The sequence below is a fragment of the Paraburkholderia sp. SUR17 genome (genome assembly GCF_029536165.1).
In the GTDB taxonomy this organism is placed as follows: Bacteria; Pseudomonadota; Gammaproteobacteria; order Burkholderiales; family Burkholderiaceae; genus Paraburkholderia; species Paraburkholderia kururiensis.
In genome coordinates, this window is sequence record NZ_CP120508.1 from 3,208,306 (window position 1) to 3,226,116 (window position 17,811).

10 protein-coding genes are annotated in these 17,811 nt (G+C 66.2%); 4 read left to right on the forward strand and 6 right to left on the reverse strand.

Annotated elements, in window-relative coordinates; all coding sequences use genetic code 11:
* Positions 1-182: 182 nt before the first annotated feature.
* The 5 genes from dnaK to hrcA all read right to left on the reverse strand — a co-directional run bounded on the left by dnaK (position 183) and on the right by hrcA (position 6,514).
* The gene (dnaK, locus tag P2869_RS14235) at positions 183-2,138 is read right to left on the reverse strand and encodes a molecular chaperone DnaK (RefSeq protein ID WP_042303326.1); all 1,956 of its coding nucleotides are present in this window, start codon (positions 2,136-2,138) and stop codon (positions 183-185) included.
* 574 nt (positions 2,139-2,712) lie between these two features.
* Positions 2,713-3,288, reverse strand: coding sequence for a nucleotide exchange factor GrpE (gene grpE / locus P2869_RS14240; protein ID WP_026121878.1), 576 nt, complete (start codon positions 3,286-3,288; stop codon positions 2,713-2,715).
* Positions 3,289-3,791: 503 nt separating this feature from the next.
* Positions 3,792-4,199, reverse strand: a complete 408-nt coding sequence (locus P2869_RS14245) for an RNA-binding S4 domain-containing protein (protein ID WP_017776950.1) — start codon at positions 4,197-4,199, stop codon at positions 3,792-3,794.
* A gap of 91 nt (positions 4,200-4,290) precedes the next feature.
* Positions 4,291-5,358, reverse strand: coding sequence for a ferrochelatase (hemH, locus tag P2869_RS14250; RefSeq protein WP_277598150.1), 1,068 nt, complete (start codon positions 5,356-5,358; stop codon positions 4,291-4,293).
* Between the two features lie 136 nt (positions 5,359-5,494).
* Complete coding sequence (gene hrcA / locus P2869_RS14255) at positions 5,495-6,514, reverse strand: heat-inducible transcriptional repressor HrcA (RefSeq protein ID WP_017776952.1); 1,020 nt, start codon at positions 6,512-6,514, stop codon at positions 5,495-5,497.
* Between the two features lie 310 nt (positions 6,515-6,824).
* Here hrcA and P2869_RS14260 point away from each other — a divergent pair, with 310 nt between their 5' ends.
* Both P2869_RS14260 and recN read left to right on the forward strand, forming a co-directional pair.
* Entirely contained in the window at positions 6,825-7,727 is a 903-nt protein-coding gene (locus P2869_RS14260) for an NAD kinase (protein WP_277596819.1), read from the forward strand.
* Between the two features lie 29 nt (positions 7,728-7,756).
* Entirely contained in the window at positions 7,757-9,424 is a 1,668-nt protein-coding gene (gene recN / locus P2869_RS14265; protein ID WP_126877870.1) for a DNA repair protein RecN, read from the forward strand.
* A gap of 27 nt (positions 9,425-9,451) precedes the next feature.
* Here the strand turns inward: recN and glnE are convergent, their stop codons facing one another.
* Positions 9,452-12,247: a bifunctional [glutamate--ammonia ligase]-adenylyl-L-tyrosine phosphorylase/[glutamate--ammonia-ligase] adenylyltransferase gene (gene glnE, locus P2869_RS14270; RefSeq protein ID WP_277596820.1), complete on the reverse strand. Its 2,796-nt coding sequence runs from the start codon at positions 12,245-12,247 to the stop codon at positions 9,452-9,454.
* Positions 12,248-12,439: 192 nt separating this feature from the next.
* On the opposite strand from glnE, the gene P2869_RS14275 reads away from it, so the two are divergent.
* Together P2869_RS14275 and P2869_RS14280 are read left to right on the forward strand one after the other, a co-directional pair.
* Positions 12,440-16,813: an AsmA-like C-terminal region-containing protein gene (locus P2869_RS14275; protein WP_277596821.1), complete on the forward strand. Its 4,374-nt coding sequence runs from the start codon at positions 12,440-12,442 to the stop codon at positions 16,811-16,813.
* Between the two features lie 134 nt (positions 16,814-16,947).
* Complete coding sequence (locus P2869_RS14280; RefSeq protein WP_199540208.1) at positions 16,948-17,790, forward strand: carbon-nitrogen hydrolase family protein; 843 nt, start codon at positions 16,948-16,950, stop codon at positions 17,788-17,790.
* Positions 17,791-17,811: the final 21 nt, after the last annotated feature.

Consider the following 17,811-nt stretch of genomic DNA (forward strand, 5'->3'; position numbering starts at 1 on the left):
CCCGCCGCGCCGTTCCGAGAACGGCGTCCAGAAAACAAATGTGCCCGGGGAGCCGAAAGGCTCGCCAGGCGCTTGCAATACCGTACGCATTCGCTGCTGTGGCGACGCGCCGGCTGTCCTGCTGCCGTGCCGCACACCTTGCGGTGCGCGGCATCACGGATCGTTACTTCAACCCGGCGGCCTTAGTCCTTCTTCACTTCCTTGAAGTCGGCGTCGACCACGTCGTCCGCCTGCTGGCTCGCGCCCGCCGATGCCCCAGCCGAAGCGCCCGCAGCACCGGCTGCTGCGCCTGCCGCGCCCTGGGCGGCCTGCATGTCGGCGTACATCTTTTCGCCGAGTTTCTGCGAAGCCGTAGCCAGCGCCTCGATTTTGCCTTCGAGCGCCGCCTTGTCAGTCGACGTGTTCTTCAGCGTGTCTTCCAGGTCCTTCAGCGCAGCTTCGATCTTGCCCTTCTCGTCTGCTTCGAGCTTGTCGCCGTATTCGGTCAGCGCCTTCTTCGTGCTGTGGACGAGCGCGTCGCCCTGATTGCGCGCATCGGCCAGCTCGCGCAGCTTGTGATCTTCTTCGGCGTTCGCCTCGGCGTCCTTCACCATCTTTTCGATCTCGGCTTCCGAGAGACCCGAGTTCGCCTTGATGGTGATCTTGTTTTCCTTGCCGGTCGCCTTGTCCTTCGCTCCGACGTGCAGGATGCCGTTCGCGTCGATGTCGAAGGTCACTTCGATCTGCGGCAGGCCGCGCGGTGCGGGCGGAATGCCTTCCAGATTGAACTCGCCCAGCAGCTTGTTACCCGCCGCCATTTCGCGTTCGCCCTGATACACCTTGATCGTCACGGCCGACTGGTTGTCGTCCGCGGTCGAATACACCTGCGAGTGCTTCGTCGGGATCGTGGTGTTCTTGTTGATCATCTTCGTCATCACGCCGCCCAGCGTCTCGATACCGAGCGACAGCGGCGTCACGTCGAGCAGCAACACGTCCTTGCGGTCACCCGAGAGCACCTGGCCCTGAATCGCGGCGCCCACGGCCACGGCTTCGTCCGGGTTCACGTCGCGACGCGGTTCCTTGCCGAAGAACTCCTTGACCTTCTCCTGCACCTTCGGCATACGCGTCTGGCCGCCGACCAGGATCACGTCGTCGATTTCGCCGACCTTCACGCCTGCGTCCTTGATCGCGATACGGCACGGTTCGATGGTGCGCTCGATCAGGTCTTCGACCAGCGCTTCCAGCTTGGCGCGCGTGATCTTGAGATTCAGGTGCTTCGGACCCGAGGCGTCAGCCGTGATGTACGGCAGGTTGATTTCGGTCTGCTGCGACGACGAGAGTTCGATCTTCGCCTTTTCAGCCGCTTCCTTCAGGCGTTGCAGCGCGAGCACGTCTTTCGAGAGGTCGACGCCCTGCTCCTTCTTGAACTCGCCGATGATGTAATCGATGATGCGCTGGTCGAAGTCTTCACCGCCCAGGAACGTATCGCCGTTCGTCGAGAGCACTTCGAACTGCTTTTCGCCGTCCACGTCTGCGATCTCGATGATCGAGATGTCGAACGTACCGCCGCCCAGGTCGAACACCGCGATCTTGCGGTCGCCCTTCTCGGACTTGTCGAGACCGAACGCGAGCGCCGCTGCCGTCGGCTCGTTGATGATGCGCTTGACTTCCAGGCCCGCGATGCGGCCCGCATCCTTGGTGGCCTGGCGCTGGCTGTCGTTGAAGTACGCGGGAACCGTGATCACGGCTTCCGTGACCGGCTCGCCGAGGTAGTCTTCAGCGGTCTTCTTCATCTTGCGCAGCACTTCGGCCGAAACCTGCGACGGCGCGAGATTCTGGCCGTGGGCTTCCACCCAGGCGTCGCCGTTGTCGTGCTTGACGATCTTGTAGGGCATCAGGTTGATGTCCTTCTGCACTTCCTTCTCGTCGAAGCGACGGCCGATCAGGCGCTTGACCGCGTACAGCGTGTTCCGCGGGTTGGTGACCGACTGACGCTTGGCCGGCGCACCCACCAGCACTTCGTTCTCGTCGAGGTAAGCGATGATCGACGGCGTGGTACGCGCGCCTTCCGAATTCTCGATCACCTTGACCTGGTTACCTTCCATCAGCGCCACGCAAGAGTTCGTGGTACCGAGGTCGATGCCGATGATTTTGCCCATTTTTACTAATCTCCTGATTTCGATCGCTGTTGCTGGCTGCCCTTTTGCGCTTCCTGTCGCGAGGCAGCCGGCCTTCAATCCTTCACTGCACCCAAGGTAAGTGCCGCCGCATCGTTTTCAAGACCTCAAAGGCGATGCGGTCTTTAATTTTTCTCAATCGCCAGCGCCACCGCGGCGCCGACCGGATGCCAGCCCGCCTGATACCGGCTCGCCGGCCGCAGGTTCTTCACCGGCGGCGCGGATTTTCTCATTTTTCGCGCGACCCACAGATACCACCGCTTCGAACTGCCCTGGCACGTGGCAGCCGGTCGCGCGGTCAGGCTCCATGGCCCGGTAAACGAAGCCCTAAGGCCGGTACGCCTTGCAGCACGAAGCGACGACTGCTCTTCATGATTTCGCGGCGATGCAGCCGTGGTCCGAGGCAACGGAACCAGCGAGCGGGTCACGTGCCGCGGCAAATGCCGCGCCCGGCTTCCCGGCTCTCGGCCCCGGCATGCCGAAGGCAGCCAAAGCCGGGAATCGAAGGCCATGCACGCTTGCGGCAGAAACGTTCCGGTCCCGTGGCTCGCGCTGCTTACTTCGGCTGCGCCACCGTCACGAGCGCCGGGCGCAGTACGCGGTCCGCGATCGTATAGCCCTTCTGCAGCACCGAGACGACAGTGTTCGCCTCCTGGTCGGCCGGCACCATCGAAATGGCCTGGTGCCGGTGCGGATCGAACTTCTCGCCCACCGGATTGATGGCCACCACGCGCCCTTTCTCCAGTGCGCCCGTCAGCTGCCGCAGCGTGAGCTCGACGCCTTCACGCACCTTGGCGATGTCGTCGGACTCGTGCGTCGTGGCCGCTTCGAGGCTATCCACCACGGGCAACAGGTGTTCGGCGAAGCTCTCGATTGCGAACTTGTGAGCCTTCGCGACGTCTTCCTGAGCGCGGCGCCGTACGTTTTCCGTTTCGGCCTTCGCGCGCAGGAAGCTTTCCTGAAGTTCGACGATCTTCGCCTGCGCTTCAGCAAGCGCAGCCTCGGCCCCAGTTGCCGCGTTTTCGGCAGCCGGCTGCGGGCTCTGATCCGCTCCCGCCGCGGCCGCCTCACGAGCGGCGTCTTCGGGCGTCGTCGGGTTCTGGCTCGTCGGGTTCTCTTGCGTGTTTTCCATGTCGCTGAAAGTCGTCAAAAATAAATGCCTGAATAAATGCGTGGCCCTTCCGCATGCAGTCATGCGGTTGCGGAAAAGCAACAACCCATTCGCTCACAGGCGGTGCACATGGGGGCCGAATTGGCGATTTCAAGGTCACCAGCCTCACTTTTTGCACCGCCTCCGTGCCATCGAAACGCACGGTAACAACCATTACTTCGGCACCCGCAGATTGAGATTGAGCGGCCTCGGGCGCTGACCTACACTGCAACTCATGCGCTCGCAGGACACGTTTACCCTGATGTCGGCGCAGCAATGCCGCCCGTCAGAGGGTTGCCTGTCTTCGGCCCCTTTCCGACCTGATCCGATCTGAATGACCGAGGGGAGTACCGTGAAACTGACCTTCGCAATATCGGTGGTCGCGCTGGTACTCATCGCGGGGACCACCACCATCTGCATGTCCGGGGCCGTCACGGAGAACACGACGGAGTACGGCGTCGTTCACGCAACGATCGAGTCGTTCTTCAATCCCCACCTGAAAGTTTGTCGATAGTCCGGCGGTCCCGCTTCGTAGGCCGGCCGTGCAGCGCCGCGGCCGGTTCGCGAAACGTTTTGCGCCGCTCCAGTTCCTGCATGCGCCTCGCACGGCCGTCGTCCGTCTCCGCATAAAGCGTTTGCGCCACGCTGGCCGGCCCGCGGACGTCACAAATTCCCCGTACCTCGACCTGCCAGACGACCCGCTCGATGTCGATGTCGATCAGGTCGCCGACGCGGACGTCCTTCGACGCCTTCACCGGCGCACCGTCGATCCGCACCCGGCCCTTCGCCACGGCATCGGCGGCAAGCGAGCGCGTCTTGAAGAAGCGTGCAGCCCACAGCCACTTGTCCACACGCGTCCGAGCGGACGGATCAGTCGAAATCTTGTCTTTCATACGGGGAATTCAAGTTCTGCCGCACGGCAACGATGGCCGCTATTGCAGGAGGCTACGGCTGGCACCGGCCGAACTTCCGGTAAAGCATGCCTCATGCCGCCACGCCTGCCGGTACGGCGGCTTGCACCGACCAACCCTGAAGGTTTTGCGCCACGATTTCGCCGAGCGCCGCAATCCATGCCGGCGCTGCGTTGAGGCAAGGGATCCGGTGAAACGCCTTGCCGCCGGCGTGGAGAAACTCGTCACGCCCTTCGATGCCGATCTCTTCGATCGTTTCCAGGCAGTCAGCTGTAAAGCCGGGGCAAAACACGTCAACCCGCTTCACACCGGCCGAGCCGAGTTCCTTCAGCGTGGGAGCAGTGTAAGGCTGAAGCCATTCCGCCCGACCAAATCGCGACTGGAATGTGACGAGGCACTCCACCGGCTGAAGACCGAGTGCATGCATCAGGAGGCTCGCGGTCTGCTGGCATTGGTCGTGATAAGGGTCGCCGAGGTCCATGGTGCGCTTCGGCACACCGTGAAAGCTCAGCACCAGCCGGTCGCCAGCAGCGAAATCGGGCCGCCCGTGTGCGTTCCAGTAGTGATGAATCTGCGCGGAAAGCGCGCTGATATAGGCCGGATGATCACAGTAATGACGAACCGTGCGAATTTCCGGCTGGTTGCGCATGCGGCGCAGTGCGGTGAATGCGTCGTCGAAGGCGGTGGCAGTGGTGGACGACGAATACTGCGGATACATGGGCATCAGCAGAATCCGTTCGACGCCCGCGAGCTTGAGCTGGTTCAGCACAGCCGGAATGCCGGGCGTGCCGTAGCGCATCGCGTAGTCCACGATCACGGCATAGTCGTTGACGTGCAGCAGTTGCCGCAGCCCCTCCACCTGCTTCTCCGTGAAAACGCGTAACGGCGAGCCCTCCGGCATCCACACCGAAGCGTACTTCTTTGCAGACGCCGAACCCCGGAATGGCAGGATCAACACGCGCAGGATCACCTGCCAGACCAACGCGGGAATCTCGACCACGCGCGGGTCCGAGAGGAACTGCGCGAGGTAGCGACGCACGGCGCGCGGCGTGGGCGCGTCCGGGGTGCCGAGGTTGATGAGCAGCACCGCAACGCGATGAGACGCGGCAGACTGCGAAGGCCGCTCGAGATCGAAGCGCATAGGCGAGAAGGTCTGCCGCGTGGCGCGGAGATCCGGTTGGAAAGTTTTCATTATAGCCAGCGGCCCCTGTGGGGACACCCCGCCATCCGGCCGATGGCGCGCCGCACGGGCATCGCGGATGATGGGATCTATGCGCTTATTGCTGGCTGAGCGCGGTGGAGAGCAGGCGGGCGGTGATGTCGACGATCGGAATCACGCGGTTATAGGCCATGCGCGTAGGACCGATCACGCCGAGCGTGCCCACGATCTTGCCGTTCACCTCATACGGCGCGGTCACGACGCTCATCTCCTCGATAGGGACGAGATTGGATTCGCCGCCGATGAAAATCTGCACGCCCTGCGCATGGCTGGAAACGTCGAGCAACTGAAGGAGGCTGGTCTTTTGGTCGAATACGTCGAAAAGCTTGCGCAGACGGGCCATATCCGAGGAGAGGTCAGCCACCTCGAGCAGGTTGCGCTCACCCGAAATCACCACAGTTTCGCCGGGTTCGACTTCGTCGGTACTCGCGGTCACCGCGGCATGCATGAGAGCCGTCATGTCGCCGCGCAACTGGTCGATTTCCTCGCGCAGCCGGCGGCGCACCTCGTCGAACGAGAGTCCCGCGAAGTGTGCGTTGATGTAATTGGACGCTTCAATGAGTTCGGACGGCGAAAAGTCCCGCTGCGTAGCCATGATGCGGTTCTGAACGTCACCCTCCGGCGTCACGATGATGAGCAGGATGCGCTTGTCGGACAGGCGCATGAATTCCACCTGCTTGAAGACGTGACTGCGCCGCGGCGTGAGTATGACGCCCGCGAACTGCGAGAGATTCGACAGCACGCTCGCCGCGGCGGCAATCACCTTTTGGGGTTCGCCGGGCTTCAGGGTGGTTTTCACCGCGCGCGTGACAGCTTCTTCGTCTCCGGCTGGCTCTACGGTGAGCATGGTGTCCACGAACAGGCGGTAGCCGCGCGGCGTCGGTATGCGGCCCGCGGAGGTGTGCGGGCTGGCGACGAGGCCGAGTTCCTCGAGATCCGACATCACGTTGCGAATGGTCGCGGGGCTGAGTTCGAGGCCAGAGAACCGCGACAACGTGCGCGAGCCGACCGGCTGCCCCTCGGCGATGTATCGCTCGATCAGCGTTTTGAGGAGGGTTTGTGCGCGGGGATCTAGCATGACGCGAAATTTTAGCTCAACGCCATGTCGCCCGGGAGCCGGCGCACGTGCGCACGCCCGGCGTTGCGGCACGTCCGCGCACCTGCCGCGGGTGCACCGGCTTCGTTGCGCTCGCTCTGAGAGCGCCCGCAACGCTTGGCCAAAGGCATTGCCTCCACATCGACATGACTTCTTGCCCTGTCATCAACACATCACCATTCTAGCGATAATCGTGCAAGGCCCGGCGGCCCCGTCACACCGCGTCCTGCAGGCCCTGTCGCGGCGTCTGCGCACGGTTCTTTTCGCGACCTGACTATGGTGTAATGCCGGCATGCAGATCAATAGCCAGTTCAAGACCGTGGCGCTCGTCGGGCGCAGCAACACGCCCGGCATTGCCGAGCCGCTGACGGCGCTCGCCTCGTGCATCGCGAAACGGGGTTTCGACGTGGTGTTCGAGGCCGAGACGGCACAGGATATTGGGGCAACGGGCTATACGGCACTGCGCCCGGCGGAAATCGGCGCGCGCGCCGACGTGGCGGTGGTGCTCGGCGGCGACGGCACCATGCTCGGCATCGGACGGCAGCTCGCGCCGTACCGCACGCCGCTCATCGGCGTCAACATTGGGCGGCTCGGCTTCATTACCGATATTCCGCTCGCCGACATGCAGGAAGTCGTGCCGCAAATGCTCTGCGGCAGCTTCGAGCGCGAGGAGCGCACGCTGCTGGAGGCGCGCATCACGCGCGACGGCGATCCCATCTATCACGCCATCGCCTTCAACGACGTGGTGGTGAACCGCAGCGGCTTTTCAGGCATGGCCGAACTGCGCGTACACGTGGATGGCCGCTTCATGTACAACCAGCGCTCAGACGGCCTGATCGTCGCCACGCCGACTGGTTCGACAGCCTACGCGCTGTCGTCGTCGGGGCCGATCCTGCATCCGCAGCTGCAGGGCATCGTGCTCGTGCCCATCGCGCCGCACGCGCTCTCGAACCGCCCTATCGTGCTGCCCGACAGCTGCAAAGTGAGCATCCAGATCGTCGCGGGCCGGGACGTCAACGTCAATTTCGACATGCAGTCGTTCACGGCGCTGCAACTGAACGACACCATCGAGGTGCGCCGCTCGCGCCATACGGTGCCGATCCTGCATCCCGTGGGCTACAGCCACTACGCTACGCTGCGCCAGAAGCTGCACTGGAACGAACATCCGTCGCTCGAGGACAACTCGCTGTACTGACTCCACACGCAGAAGCCAGAACCCAGACCATGCTCCGCCACCTTTCGATACGCGACTTCGTCATCGTCGCCGCGCTCGATCTCGAGTTCAACAGCGGCTTCACGGTTTTCTCGGGCGAGACCGGCGCCGGCAAGTCCATTCTCATCGACGCGCTCGCGCTCACGCTCGGCGCCCGCGCCGACGCGAGCGTCGTGCGCACCGGCGAAACGCGCGCCGACATCACCGCCGAATTCGACGCCCACCCGCTCGTCGCACGCTGGCTCGACGACCAGGCGTTTGCCGCCGAAGGCGACGAAGGCGAGGGCGGCACGGTGCTGCTGCGCCGCGTGGTCGATGCCAGCGGTCGCTCGCGCGCCTTCATCAACGGCACACCGGCTACGCTCACGCAACTGCGTGAAGTAGGCGAAATGCTCGTGGACATCCACGGTCAGCACGCGCACCAGTTGTTGATGCGTCCCGACGCGCAACGCGAGCTGTTCGACACGCACTCCGGGCTCGCCGATCTGGCCGCCGCAACAGGCCGCGCCTGGCGCACCTGGCGCGACGCATCGAATGCGGTCGAAACGGCCCAGACGCGCGACCGCGAACTGCAACTGGAACGCGAGCGCCTCGCCTGGCAACTCGCCGAGCTGGACAAGCTTGCCCCGCAGCCTGGCGAATGGGAAGAGATCAACGCCGAACACCGGCGGCTTTCGCATTCAGCCAATCTGATCGAGGGCGTCCAGGGTGCGCTCGCCGCGCTTTCGGAGTCCGACGACGCGATGATTTCGCAGCTCGGCTCTATCGTCTCGAAGGTGCGCGACCTCGCCGAGATCGATCCTGCGCTCAACGACGCGCTCGCGGCGCTCGAACCCGCCGCGATCCAGCTGCAGGAAGCCGCCTACTCGCTCACCCACTATGCCCAGCGGCTCGAACTCGACCCGGACCGCCTCGCCCAGGTGGAAAAGCGGCTCGACGCGCTGCATTCCACGGCACGCAAATTCCGTCTGCAGCCCGAAACGCTGCCCGACGAACACGAAGCGCGCCAGGCGCAACTCGCCGCACTCGACGCAGCCGCCGACCTCGACGCGCTGCGCGCCGCCGAGACAAAGGCCAAAGAAGGCTACCTCGCCGAAGCGAAGCAGCTTTCGAAGGCGCGCGCCAAGGCGGCCAAGGCGCTCGGCGCGGCCGTGACGACCGGCATGCAGGAATTGTCGATGGCAGGCGGCAGCTTCGAAGTGGCCCTCGTGCCGCTGGCGGAGGGCGGCGCACACGGGCTGGAACAGGTCGAATTTCGCGTGGCCGGTCACGCGGGCGTGCCGCTGCGACCGCTCGCGAAGGTGGCGTCAGGCGGCGAACTGGCGCGCATCAGCCTCGCGCTCGCCGTGATCGCCAGCGCTGCAAGCCCCACGCCCACGCTGATCTTCGACGAAGTGGATACCGGCATCGGCGGCGGCGTGGCAGAAGTGGTCGGGCGGTTGCTGCATCAGCTCGGCCGTGCCCGCCAGGTGCTCTGCGTCACGCACCTGCCGCAGGTCGCCGCGCGCGGCGACCACCATTTCCAGGTCGCAAAGGCGTCCGACGGCAACGGCGGCACGGTGAGTTCGGTCAATCCGCTCGACCGCGCAAGCCGCGTCGAGGAAGTGGCCCGCATGTTGGGCGGACTCGAAATCACGGCCACCACGCGGCGTCACGCGAAGGAAATGCTGGCAGCGTAACAACCCGAGAAGGCCGAGCGCCGGCCTTCATCCGAACACCCGCTTCCACAACGCAAGTACTGCGGCGCGCTCGGTCTCCACACGCTGCGGCTCCACCCTCGCCTTCTCCATGCCGTCTAGCCGCAGCCGATGCTGCAGCTTGCGGTAGGTGCGATAGGCGGCGCCCACCGTCTCGGCCTCGTCGGCACTCATGATGCCGAGCCGCGACACCTCGCGAAGCAGCGCGATGTTGCCCGTGTTGCGCACAAGTTCGGGATCGCGCCCGGCGTGCAACAGCACCCAGTACTGCACGAGAAATTCGATGTCGACCATGCCGCCGCGGTCGTGTTTCAGGTCGAACAACTCGCTGCGGTTCGGGTGTCCGTCTTCCACGCGCTGCCGCATCTCCACGATTTCCTTCGCGAGCGGTGCGGCCTCGCGCGGCATCGTGAGCACCTGCTGGCGGATCGCGTCGAAAGCCCTGCCGATCTGTTCGTCGCCCGCGCAAAAACGTGCGCGCGTCAGGGCCTGGTGCTCCCACACCCACGCAGTATTGGCGGCGTCGCCTTCGCGCAATTGGTAGCGGCGAAACGCATCGAGGTCTGTCACGAGCAAGCCCGACTCGCCGTTGGGTCGCAGCCGCAGGTCCACATCGAACAGCGTGCCCGCGCCCGTCGCCATGGTGAGCCACGTGATGAGCCGGCGCGTGAAGGCCGTGTAGATGTCGGGTGCGGCCTCGTCGGGATCGTCGTAGAGGAAGATCAGGTCGAGGTCCGACGCGTAGCCGAGTTCCTTGCCGCCCAGCTTGCCGTAAGCGATCACGGCAAAGCGCGGCACCTCACGATGGCGCTTCGCGAACTGGGCCCAGACCGTTTCGATGGTCACGTCGAGCACGGCGTCGGCGAGTTCGGAGAGGCGGTCGCTCACGTGCTCGACCGAGAGCTTGCCCGCCAGGTCGATCAACAGAATACGAAACACCTCGGCCTGGTGGGCGTGGCGCAGCAGGTCCATCTGCTGCTCGGCGCCGTCCGCGGCGGCAAGGCGCGTGCGCAGCGTGCGCTTGAATTCCGGCCAGTCGAAGGGACTTGCAATCGCCTCGTCGTCGAGCAGTTCGTCCAGCAATTGCGGGTGGCGAATCAGGTAGCCGGCCGCCCAGCGCGACGCGCCGAGCACGGAGAGCACGCGTTCGAGCGCATGCGGATACTCGCAGAGCAGTGCCAGATAGGCGCCGCGCCGGCCCACCGTTTCGAGCAGATCGAAGAAGCGCGCGAGCGTAGCGGTGCGCCGCTCCGGCAAATCGATCGTGCGCGCCGCGTCCAGCGCGCGCTTGGCCACGCTGTCGAAGCGCTGACGGCTGTGCTCCGGCAACCCCTGGTAACGCGGCGACTGCCAGATGGCGCGCAGCCGCGCGAGCAGGTCGGCGGGCTCGGCGAGACCGAGGTCCGCGAGGCGCGCCTCGAGCGCCTCGCCGGCGCTGTCGTCCGCGAGCGCGCTGCTCCAGACCCAGGCGGCGGCGCCGTCGTCGGGCGCGGCACAGCCGCCGTGGCCGTTCACTTTGTCGGCGAAGATCTGGTCGAACTGCCGCTCCACCTTCTCGCGATGCGCGTCGAGCGCGGCCATCAGGGCGGCGTAGTCGGCGAAGCCCATCGTCGTGGCGAGTGCCGCGCGCTCCTCGGGGTCCACCGGCATGGCGTGCGTCTGCGCGTCGTTGCGGTACTGGAGCCGGTGCTCGAGGCGCCGCAGGAACCGGTAGGCCTCCGTCAGTTCCGCGCAGACCGACGGCGCAATGAGACCGCGCGCCGTCGCGTGCCGCAGCACGGCCAACGTGGGACGCACGCGAAAATCCGCGTCCTGGCCGCCGCGAATCAGCTGGAACACCTGGGCGCTGAATTCGATCTCGCGGATGCCGCCGCGCCCGAGCTTGATGTCGTCGGCCTTCTCGGGGCGCATGGAGGCGCGCCGCTGCGCTTCCTGGCGAATCTGCAGATGCAGCGCACGAATGGCGCTAATCACGCCGAAATCGAGATAGCGCCGGTAGACGAACGGCTTCGCGATGGCGTCGAGCTGTTGCGCGAGCCGCTGGGCCGATGCGCTTTGGCCTTCGGAGACGAGCCGCCCCTTGATCCACGCGTAGCGTTCCCACTCGCGGCCCTGCACGTAGAAATACTCCTCCAGCATGCCGAGGCTGCACGCGAGCGGCCCCGCGTCGCCGTTCGGCCGCAGCCGCATGTCGACGCGAAACACGTAGCCGTCCGCCGTGACGTCGTTGAGCGCCGCGATGAGGCGCTTGCCTGCGCGCGTGAAGAACTCCTGCGTGGCGATGGGCGCGCGCTCGCCGCCGGCCGTCTCGCCGTCATCCTCGTAGACGAAGATGAGGTCGATGTCCGACGACACGTTGAGTTCGCGGCCGCCCAGCTTGCCCATGCCCACCACGCCGAGCGTGAGCCGCTCGCCTTCGGGGCCGCGCGGCTCGCCGTAGAGCGCCTCCAGATCCGCGGTGACGACGGCGAGCGCCCGCTGGATCGCCACCTCGGCGAGATCGGTCATCGTGCCCGTGACCTCGGCCACGTCGGCATTGAACGCAAGATCGCGCTCCATCACGGCGCAGAAGACCTCGGTGCGCAACTGACGCAGCACCTTCTTGAGCTGATCGTCGGTCAGCGCCGCCGCGGCGCCGCCCCGGACCTCGCTGGACAGCGCATCGAAGCGTGCCTCGATGCGCTCACGCGTGACGGGCGTTGCGGCAAGCGCCGCGACGCACCCGGCGAGTTCCGGGCGGCTCGCCAGCGCCCGCGACGCATAGTGGGAGTAAGCGGCGGAACTCAGGAGGTTTGCATCAGTCATGGAGGTTTCCGGGCTCGTTCGTTGCTTGGTCACGAGCGGGTGAGGAAGACGCGTCGGCAGGCTGGCGCCGTGGTCCGCCAATCCCCGCGCCGGCGCCGATGGCGCAGGGTTTGCCGGATGTCGTGAGCCGCGCACCCGTGTGTTACATTTCGTCGTTAGACCGCAAAGCTACCATACCGCCCCCCTCGCAGCATGTCCGAGCGAAACGAATCCGCCGGTCCGTACGAAGCCGGACAGGCCAGCCGGGCGAACGGACGCGTCCCCGTCGAGCACCACCATGTCGCGCTGCGGCACACGCTGCGTGTCGTGCTCGCCATTGCGGTGGTGCTCTACTTCATCGCCGCGGCGCTCATTCTCGGTCTGCGCTACGTGGTGCTGCCGCGCATCGATACGTTCCGTCCGCGCATCGAAACGCTCGTTTCCGACAAAATTCACGCCGAACTGCGTATCGGCAAGCTTTCGCCGCACTGGCTCGGCTTCCAGCCCGGCATCGACGTCACCAACCTCACCATTCGCGACCACAACGGCCAGATCGCACTGAACGTGCCACATGCCACGGCCACGGTCTCGTGGCTCTCGCTGGTGACGCTCGCGCCGCGCCTGTCGAGCCTGATCGTGGACCGGCCTGACGTGCTGGTTGCCCGCTCGCAAGGCGGCTCGCTCTCGGTGGCCGGCGTGCCGATTCCCTCGGCCCATACCGGCAACGACGCGTTCAGCACCTGGCTTTTGCGCCAGCAGGCCATCGTGCTGCGCGGCGGCACGCTGCGCTGGCGCGACGGGCGCCACAATGCGCCGGAAATCGCGCTGCAGAACATCCGCCTCGCCATTCTCAACGAGGGCACCGACCACCGCCTCGCGCTCCAGGCCCCGCCCGAAGGCCGGCTGCTGCACGGCCCCCTCGACTTCCGCGCGCGCTTTCGCAGCCCGCGCACGGGAGCGCCCGGCAAGCCCGTGGGCTGGAGCGGCTCAGCCTACGTATCCACCGGACCGGTGGACCTGCCCACGCTCGCCGGCTACATCGACATTCCCGTCGAGACGTACGCCGGCCGCATCGACAACGTGATCTGGGCAAGCTTCAGCGAAGGCCGCATCACGACCGCGACCGGCGTGCTGGACGGCGTCGGTGTCGCGCTGCGCGTGCATCCCACGCAGCCGCGGCTCGACATGCCGGTCGCGCACTTCTCCTGGACCGTCGACGCCGCGCCCGGCGACTACACGGTGAAGCTGAGCCGCCTGCGCGCCGAACTCGGCCAGCCGCCGCTCGACGACGGCACGCCCGTCTTCCGCACGCTCTCGTTTTCCACGCTGACCGGCCATTACCGCCGTCCGTCGGTCCAGCACGGGCAGATGATGAGCGTGCAAGGCGACCGCATGGATCTGGGCATGCTCTCCGAGTTCAGCCGCACGCTGCCGCTGCCGCGCCGCTTCCTCAATACGCTGGTGCGCTTCGACCCGCGCGGGCTCGTTGCCAACTACGAGATCGGCATCGAGCGGGCGCGGCCTGACGCGGGCGAAGCCGCGGCCGAGCAGCGCGGCGACGGCGTGGAGCCGATCGTGCGCTACCGCTTCAAGGCGGACCTGCAGGGCATCAGCGTGGCCGCCCAGGAACCGCCGCCCGGCCTCACGGCGCGTAACCATCCGCGCGCGGGCCTGCCCGGCATCGAAAACCTGTGGGGGCACATCGACGCCGACGAAACCCACGGCAACGCCACCTTCGATACCGCAAACGCGGCCATCACGCTGCCCGGCGTGTTCGACGATCCGCGCCTCACGTTCGACCGCCTGTATGGCCGCAGCGACTGGACTATCGCCAACGCCCGCGCGCCGGGCGAGAAGCGCAAGGGCTTCCAGATCAACGTGCCGGAGTTCGGCGTGGAGAACGCGGACGTCAAAGCCAGCGCCGTCGCCAACTATACGAACCCGGGCCACGGCCGCGGTGCGCTCGATCTGAAGGCGAGCTTCGACCACGCCCAGGTGAACCGCATCGTGCGCTATCTGCCCACGAGCATCAGCGAGAAGCTGCGTATCTACCTGGGACACGGTCTGCAGGCCGGCATGTCCCGCAGCGCCACCATCGAAGTGCACGGCAACCTCGAAAAATTCCCGTACTCGCGCGACCCGACAGCGGGCATCTTCCGCATCGAGGCACCTTTCACCGGCGGCCGCTTCGACCCGTCGCCCTACCCGCCGCGCAAGCTCAAGAACGGTACGCCGAGCGTGTGGCCGGGTTTCGATCGCATCGACGGCGTGTTCCGGCTCAAGGAAAACCTGCTGCGCTTCGACATCGGGCGCGGCTACTACAAGCGCGTGCTGCTCACGGGCGTGACGGGCAAGATCGACGACCTGGGCACGAAGGCGTCGAGTCTCGTCATCAACGGCAACGGACGCGGCCCGCTCGCCGACATGATCGACTACGCGAACAACAGCGCGCTGGGCAGCCTCTCGAAGCACGTAGGCGAGAAGGTGGAAGCCGAAGGCCCCGCGGCGCTCGCGCTCAAGCTCACGGTACCGCGCACGCCTAAACCGCATATTGCCGTGGAGGGCGCGCTGGGCTTCCAGAACGACCGGCTTTCGATGCACAACGTGCCGCCGCTCTCCGACCTCACGGGCAAGGTGCGTTTCACCGAGCACACGGCCGAACTGGACCGCCTCGCGGGCCGCTTCATGGGCGGCGACGTGCACGCCAACGGCGGCCTGCGCCAGGACGGCACTTATGCGTTGGACCTCGACGGCAACATCGCGGTCGACGCGGCACGCGGGCTCAACCTGCGCGGCACGGCGGCGCAGGTGCTCACGCGCATGAGCGGCACGGCGCCGTATGCGCTCTCGGTGCGCGGCGCGAAGAAGCAGTTGCCCGAGGTGTCCGCAAGCTCCGATCTGACCGACCTCGCGCTCGACTTCCCCGCCCCATTCGGCAAGCCAGCCGGTCAGCCGATGCCGCTGCGCCTCTCGTTTCGCCCCGACAACACGAAGGAAGACGATGCCCACGGCGACGAAGCGGGCAAGCTGGAGCCGAGTGGACTGCAACGCGCGGCGCTGACGTTCGGGCCGGTCGCCGCGACCTATCTGCTGCGCGCGACGCCGGGCGAACCGCCGGAAGTCGTGCGCGGCGCGATCGGCGTGAACCGCCCGGCGGAGTTGCCGTCCGAAGGCGTGACCGCGGCCGTCGATCTCGACACGCTCGACGCCGATGCCTGGCGCAGCGTGATCGCAGCCATGCGCGGGAAGGCCCAGCAACAGCCGGTGGCGCCAGCGCCGCAAGCGTCGTCGGCATCCGCCGGACAAACCGGTGCGGATCAAACCGCTACGGCCGGCACAGCACAGACTGCACAAGCAGCGCCTGCAACAGGCCAGGCGCCGAACCAGACAACGGCAAAGACGGCAGCGCCCGCCCTGCCCGCCAGCGCCGTCGCGCAATTCCTGCCATCGCGCTTCGCCGTCCACATCGGTACGCTCACGCTGCTCAAACGCCACTGGGAAAGCGTGGTGCTGGGCGCATCCCATACCGACCGCACGTGGCAGGCGAACATCGCGTCGAACCAGGTGTCGGGCCATCTGACCTGGCTGCCGGGCGCGGTGCCCGGCGCGCCCGGCACGCTGGAAGCGCGGCTCGCGAAACTCGTGGTGCCGGCCCGTGCGGAAAACGATCTGCTGGGCGAAGCGATCTCGGCACCGGCGCAGAACATGCCTTCCATCGACCTCGTCGTGAACGAGCTGATCGTGCGAGACCGCAACGTCGGCCGGCTCGAAGTGGACGCCCGCAACCGCGAGGAAGACGGTGCGCCCGTGTGGCAACTCGACAAGCTCGACATCAGCAATCCGGCCGCCCAGCTCACGGCCACGGCGAACTGGCGCACGGCGCGCAGCTTCGGCGCCAACGCGGACGAAGACGCACCGCGTCGCACCGTGCTCGACTTCAAGCTCGACATCAAGGACGCCGGTGCGCTGCTCGAACGAGCGGGTTTGCCGCGCACGCTCAAGAAGGGCAGCGGCACGCTCTCGGGGAAGGTGGCGTGGCGCGGCGGCCCCACGGCGATCGACTATCCCACGCTCAACGGCAATCTCGCGCTCGACCTGCATCACGGGCAGATCCTGAAAGTCGATCCCGGTATGGCGAAGCTGCTCGGCGTGCTGAGCCTGCAAAGCCTCGCGCGGTTCGTCACGCTCAACTTCCGCGACGTGATCGGCGAAGGGCTGCCGTACGAAAGCGTGACGGGCACGGGCCAGATCGAGAACGGCATTGGGCGCACCAGCAACTTCAAGATGGTCACCGCTCCGGCACGCGCCGAAATGAAAGGCACCGTTGACCTCGCGCACGAAACGCAGGACCTGCACGTCCACGTGGTCCCCACGCTGAGCGCCGGCGCCGGCGTGGTGGCGGCCGCGGTCATCAATCCACTGTTCGGGCTGGGAGCGCTCGTGGCGGACTTCGCCCTCTCCCACTCCATCTCGTCGGCCTTCGCGCTCGACTACGCGATCACCGGTTCGTGGTCGAAACCCCACGTCGAGCGGGTGCGGGGCGAACAGGGTAAGATGGACGCTCAAATGCCGGTCGCGGCGCAGTAGGCCGCAAGCGCCACGCCCACCGGGGCTTTCGCCCGGCACCCGGCCTCTGGGCTTTCAGGAAATTCAGCAGATTACGCGCACGGCGGCACCCGCTTTTTTCGTGGGACGTTGCAGTGCCGGGGGTTGTCAGGTTGATGAGCGATCCACACACCGGTTTGTCGTCTTACCGCGTTGCGGCGCTGCAGATGGTCAGCACGCCCGAGCGCGAGCGCAATCTCGCCGAGGCGGAACAACTGATCGCCGAAGCGGCCGCCCAAGGGGCGCAGCTCGTGCTGCTGCCCGAATACTTCTGCTTCATGGGATTCAAGGACACGGACAAGATCGCCGTGCGCGAGCCGCACGGCGACGGTCCGATCCAGCGCTTTCTGTCGGACGCCGCCCGCCGCCATGGCGTATGGGTGATCGGCGGCACGCTGCCGCTCGTGGCACCGGAACCCGAGCGCGTGCTCAACACGACGCTCGTGTTCGACCCGCAAGGCACCGAGGTGGCGCGCTACGACAAGATCCACCTGTTCAGCTTCGAAAAAGGCGAGGAGTCGTTCGACGAGGCGCGCACCATCCGCCCCGGCGACGCCGTCCGCACCTTCGACGCGCCGTTCGGGCGCGTGGGACTCTCGGTCTGCTACGATCTGCGCTTTCCGGAGCTGTACCGGCGCATGGGCGATTGCGCGCTGATGGTGGTGCCCTCCGCATTCACGTACACCACCGGCCGCGCTCACTGGGAAACGCTGCTGCGCGCCCGCGCCGTGGAGAACCAGTGTTATGTGCTCGCCGCGGCCCAGGGCGGCAAGCACGAAAACGGTCGGCGCACCTGGGGGCACAGCATGCTGATCGACCCCTGGGGCGAAATCGTTGCGGTACGCGACGAAGGCGCGGGCGCCGTGGTCGGCGACATCGATCCTGCGCGCATCCAGGAAGTTCGCACGAGCCTGCCCGCATGGCGACATCGCGTGCTGGACGAGCCGCGCGCCCGTTGATATCCCGCATATTGGCCCGAA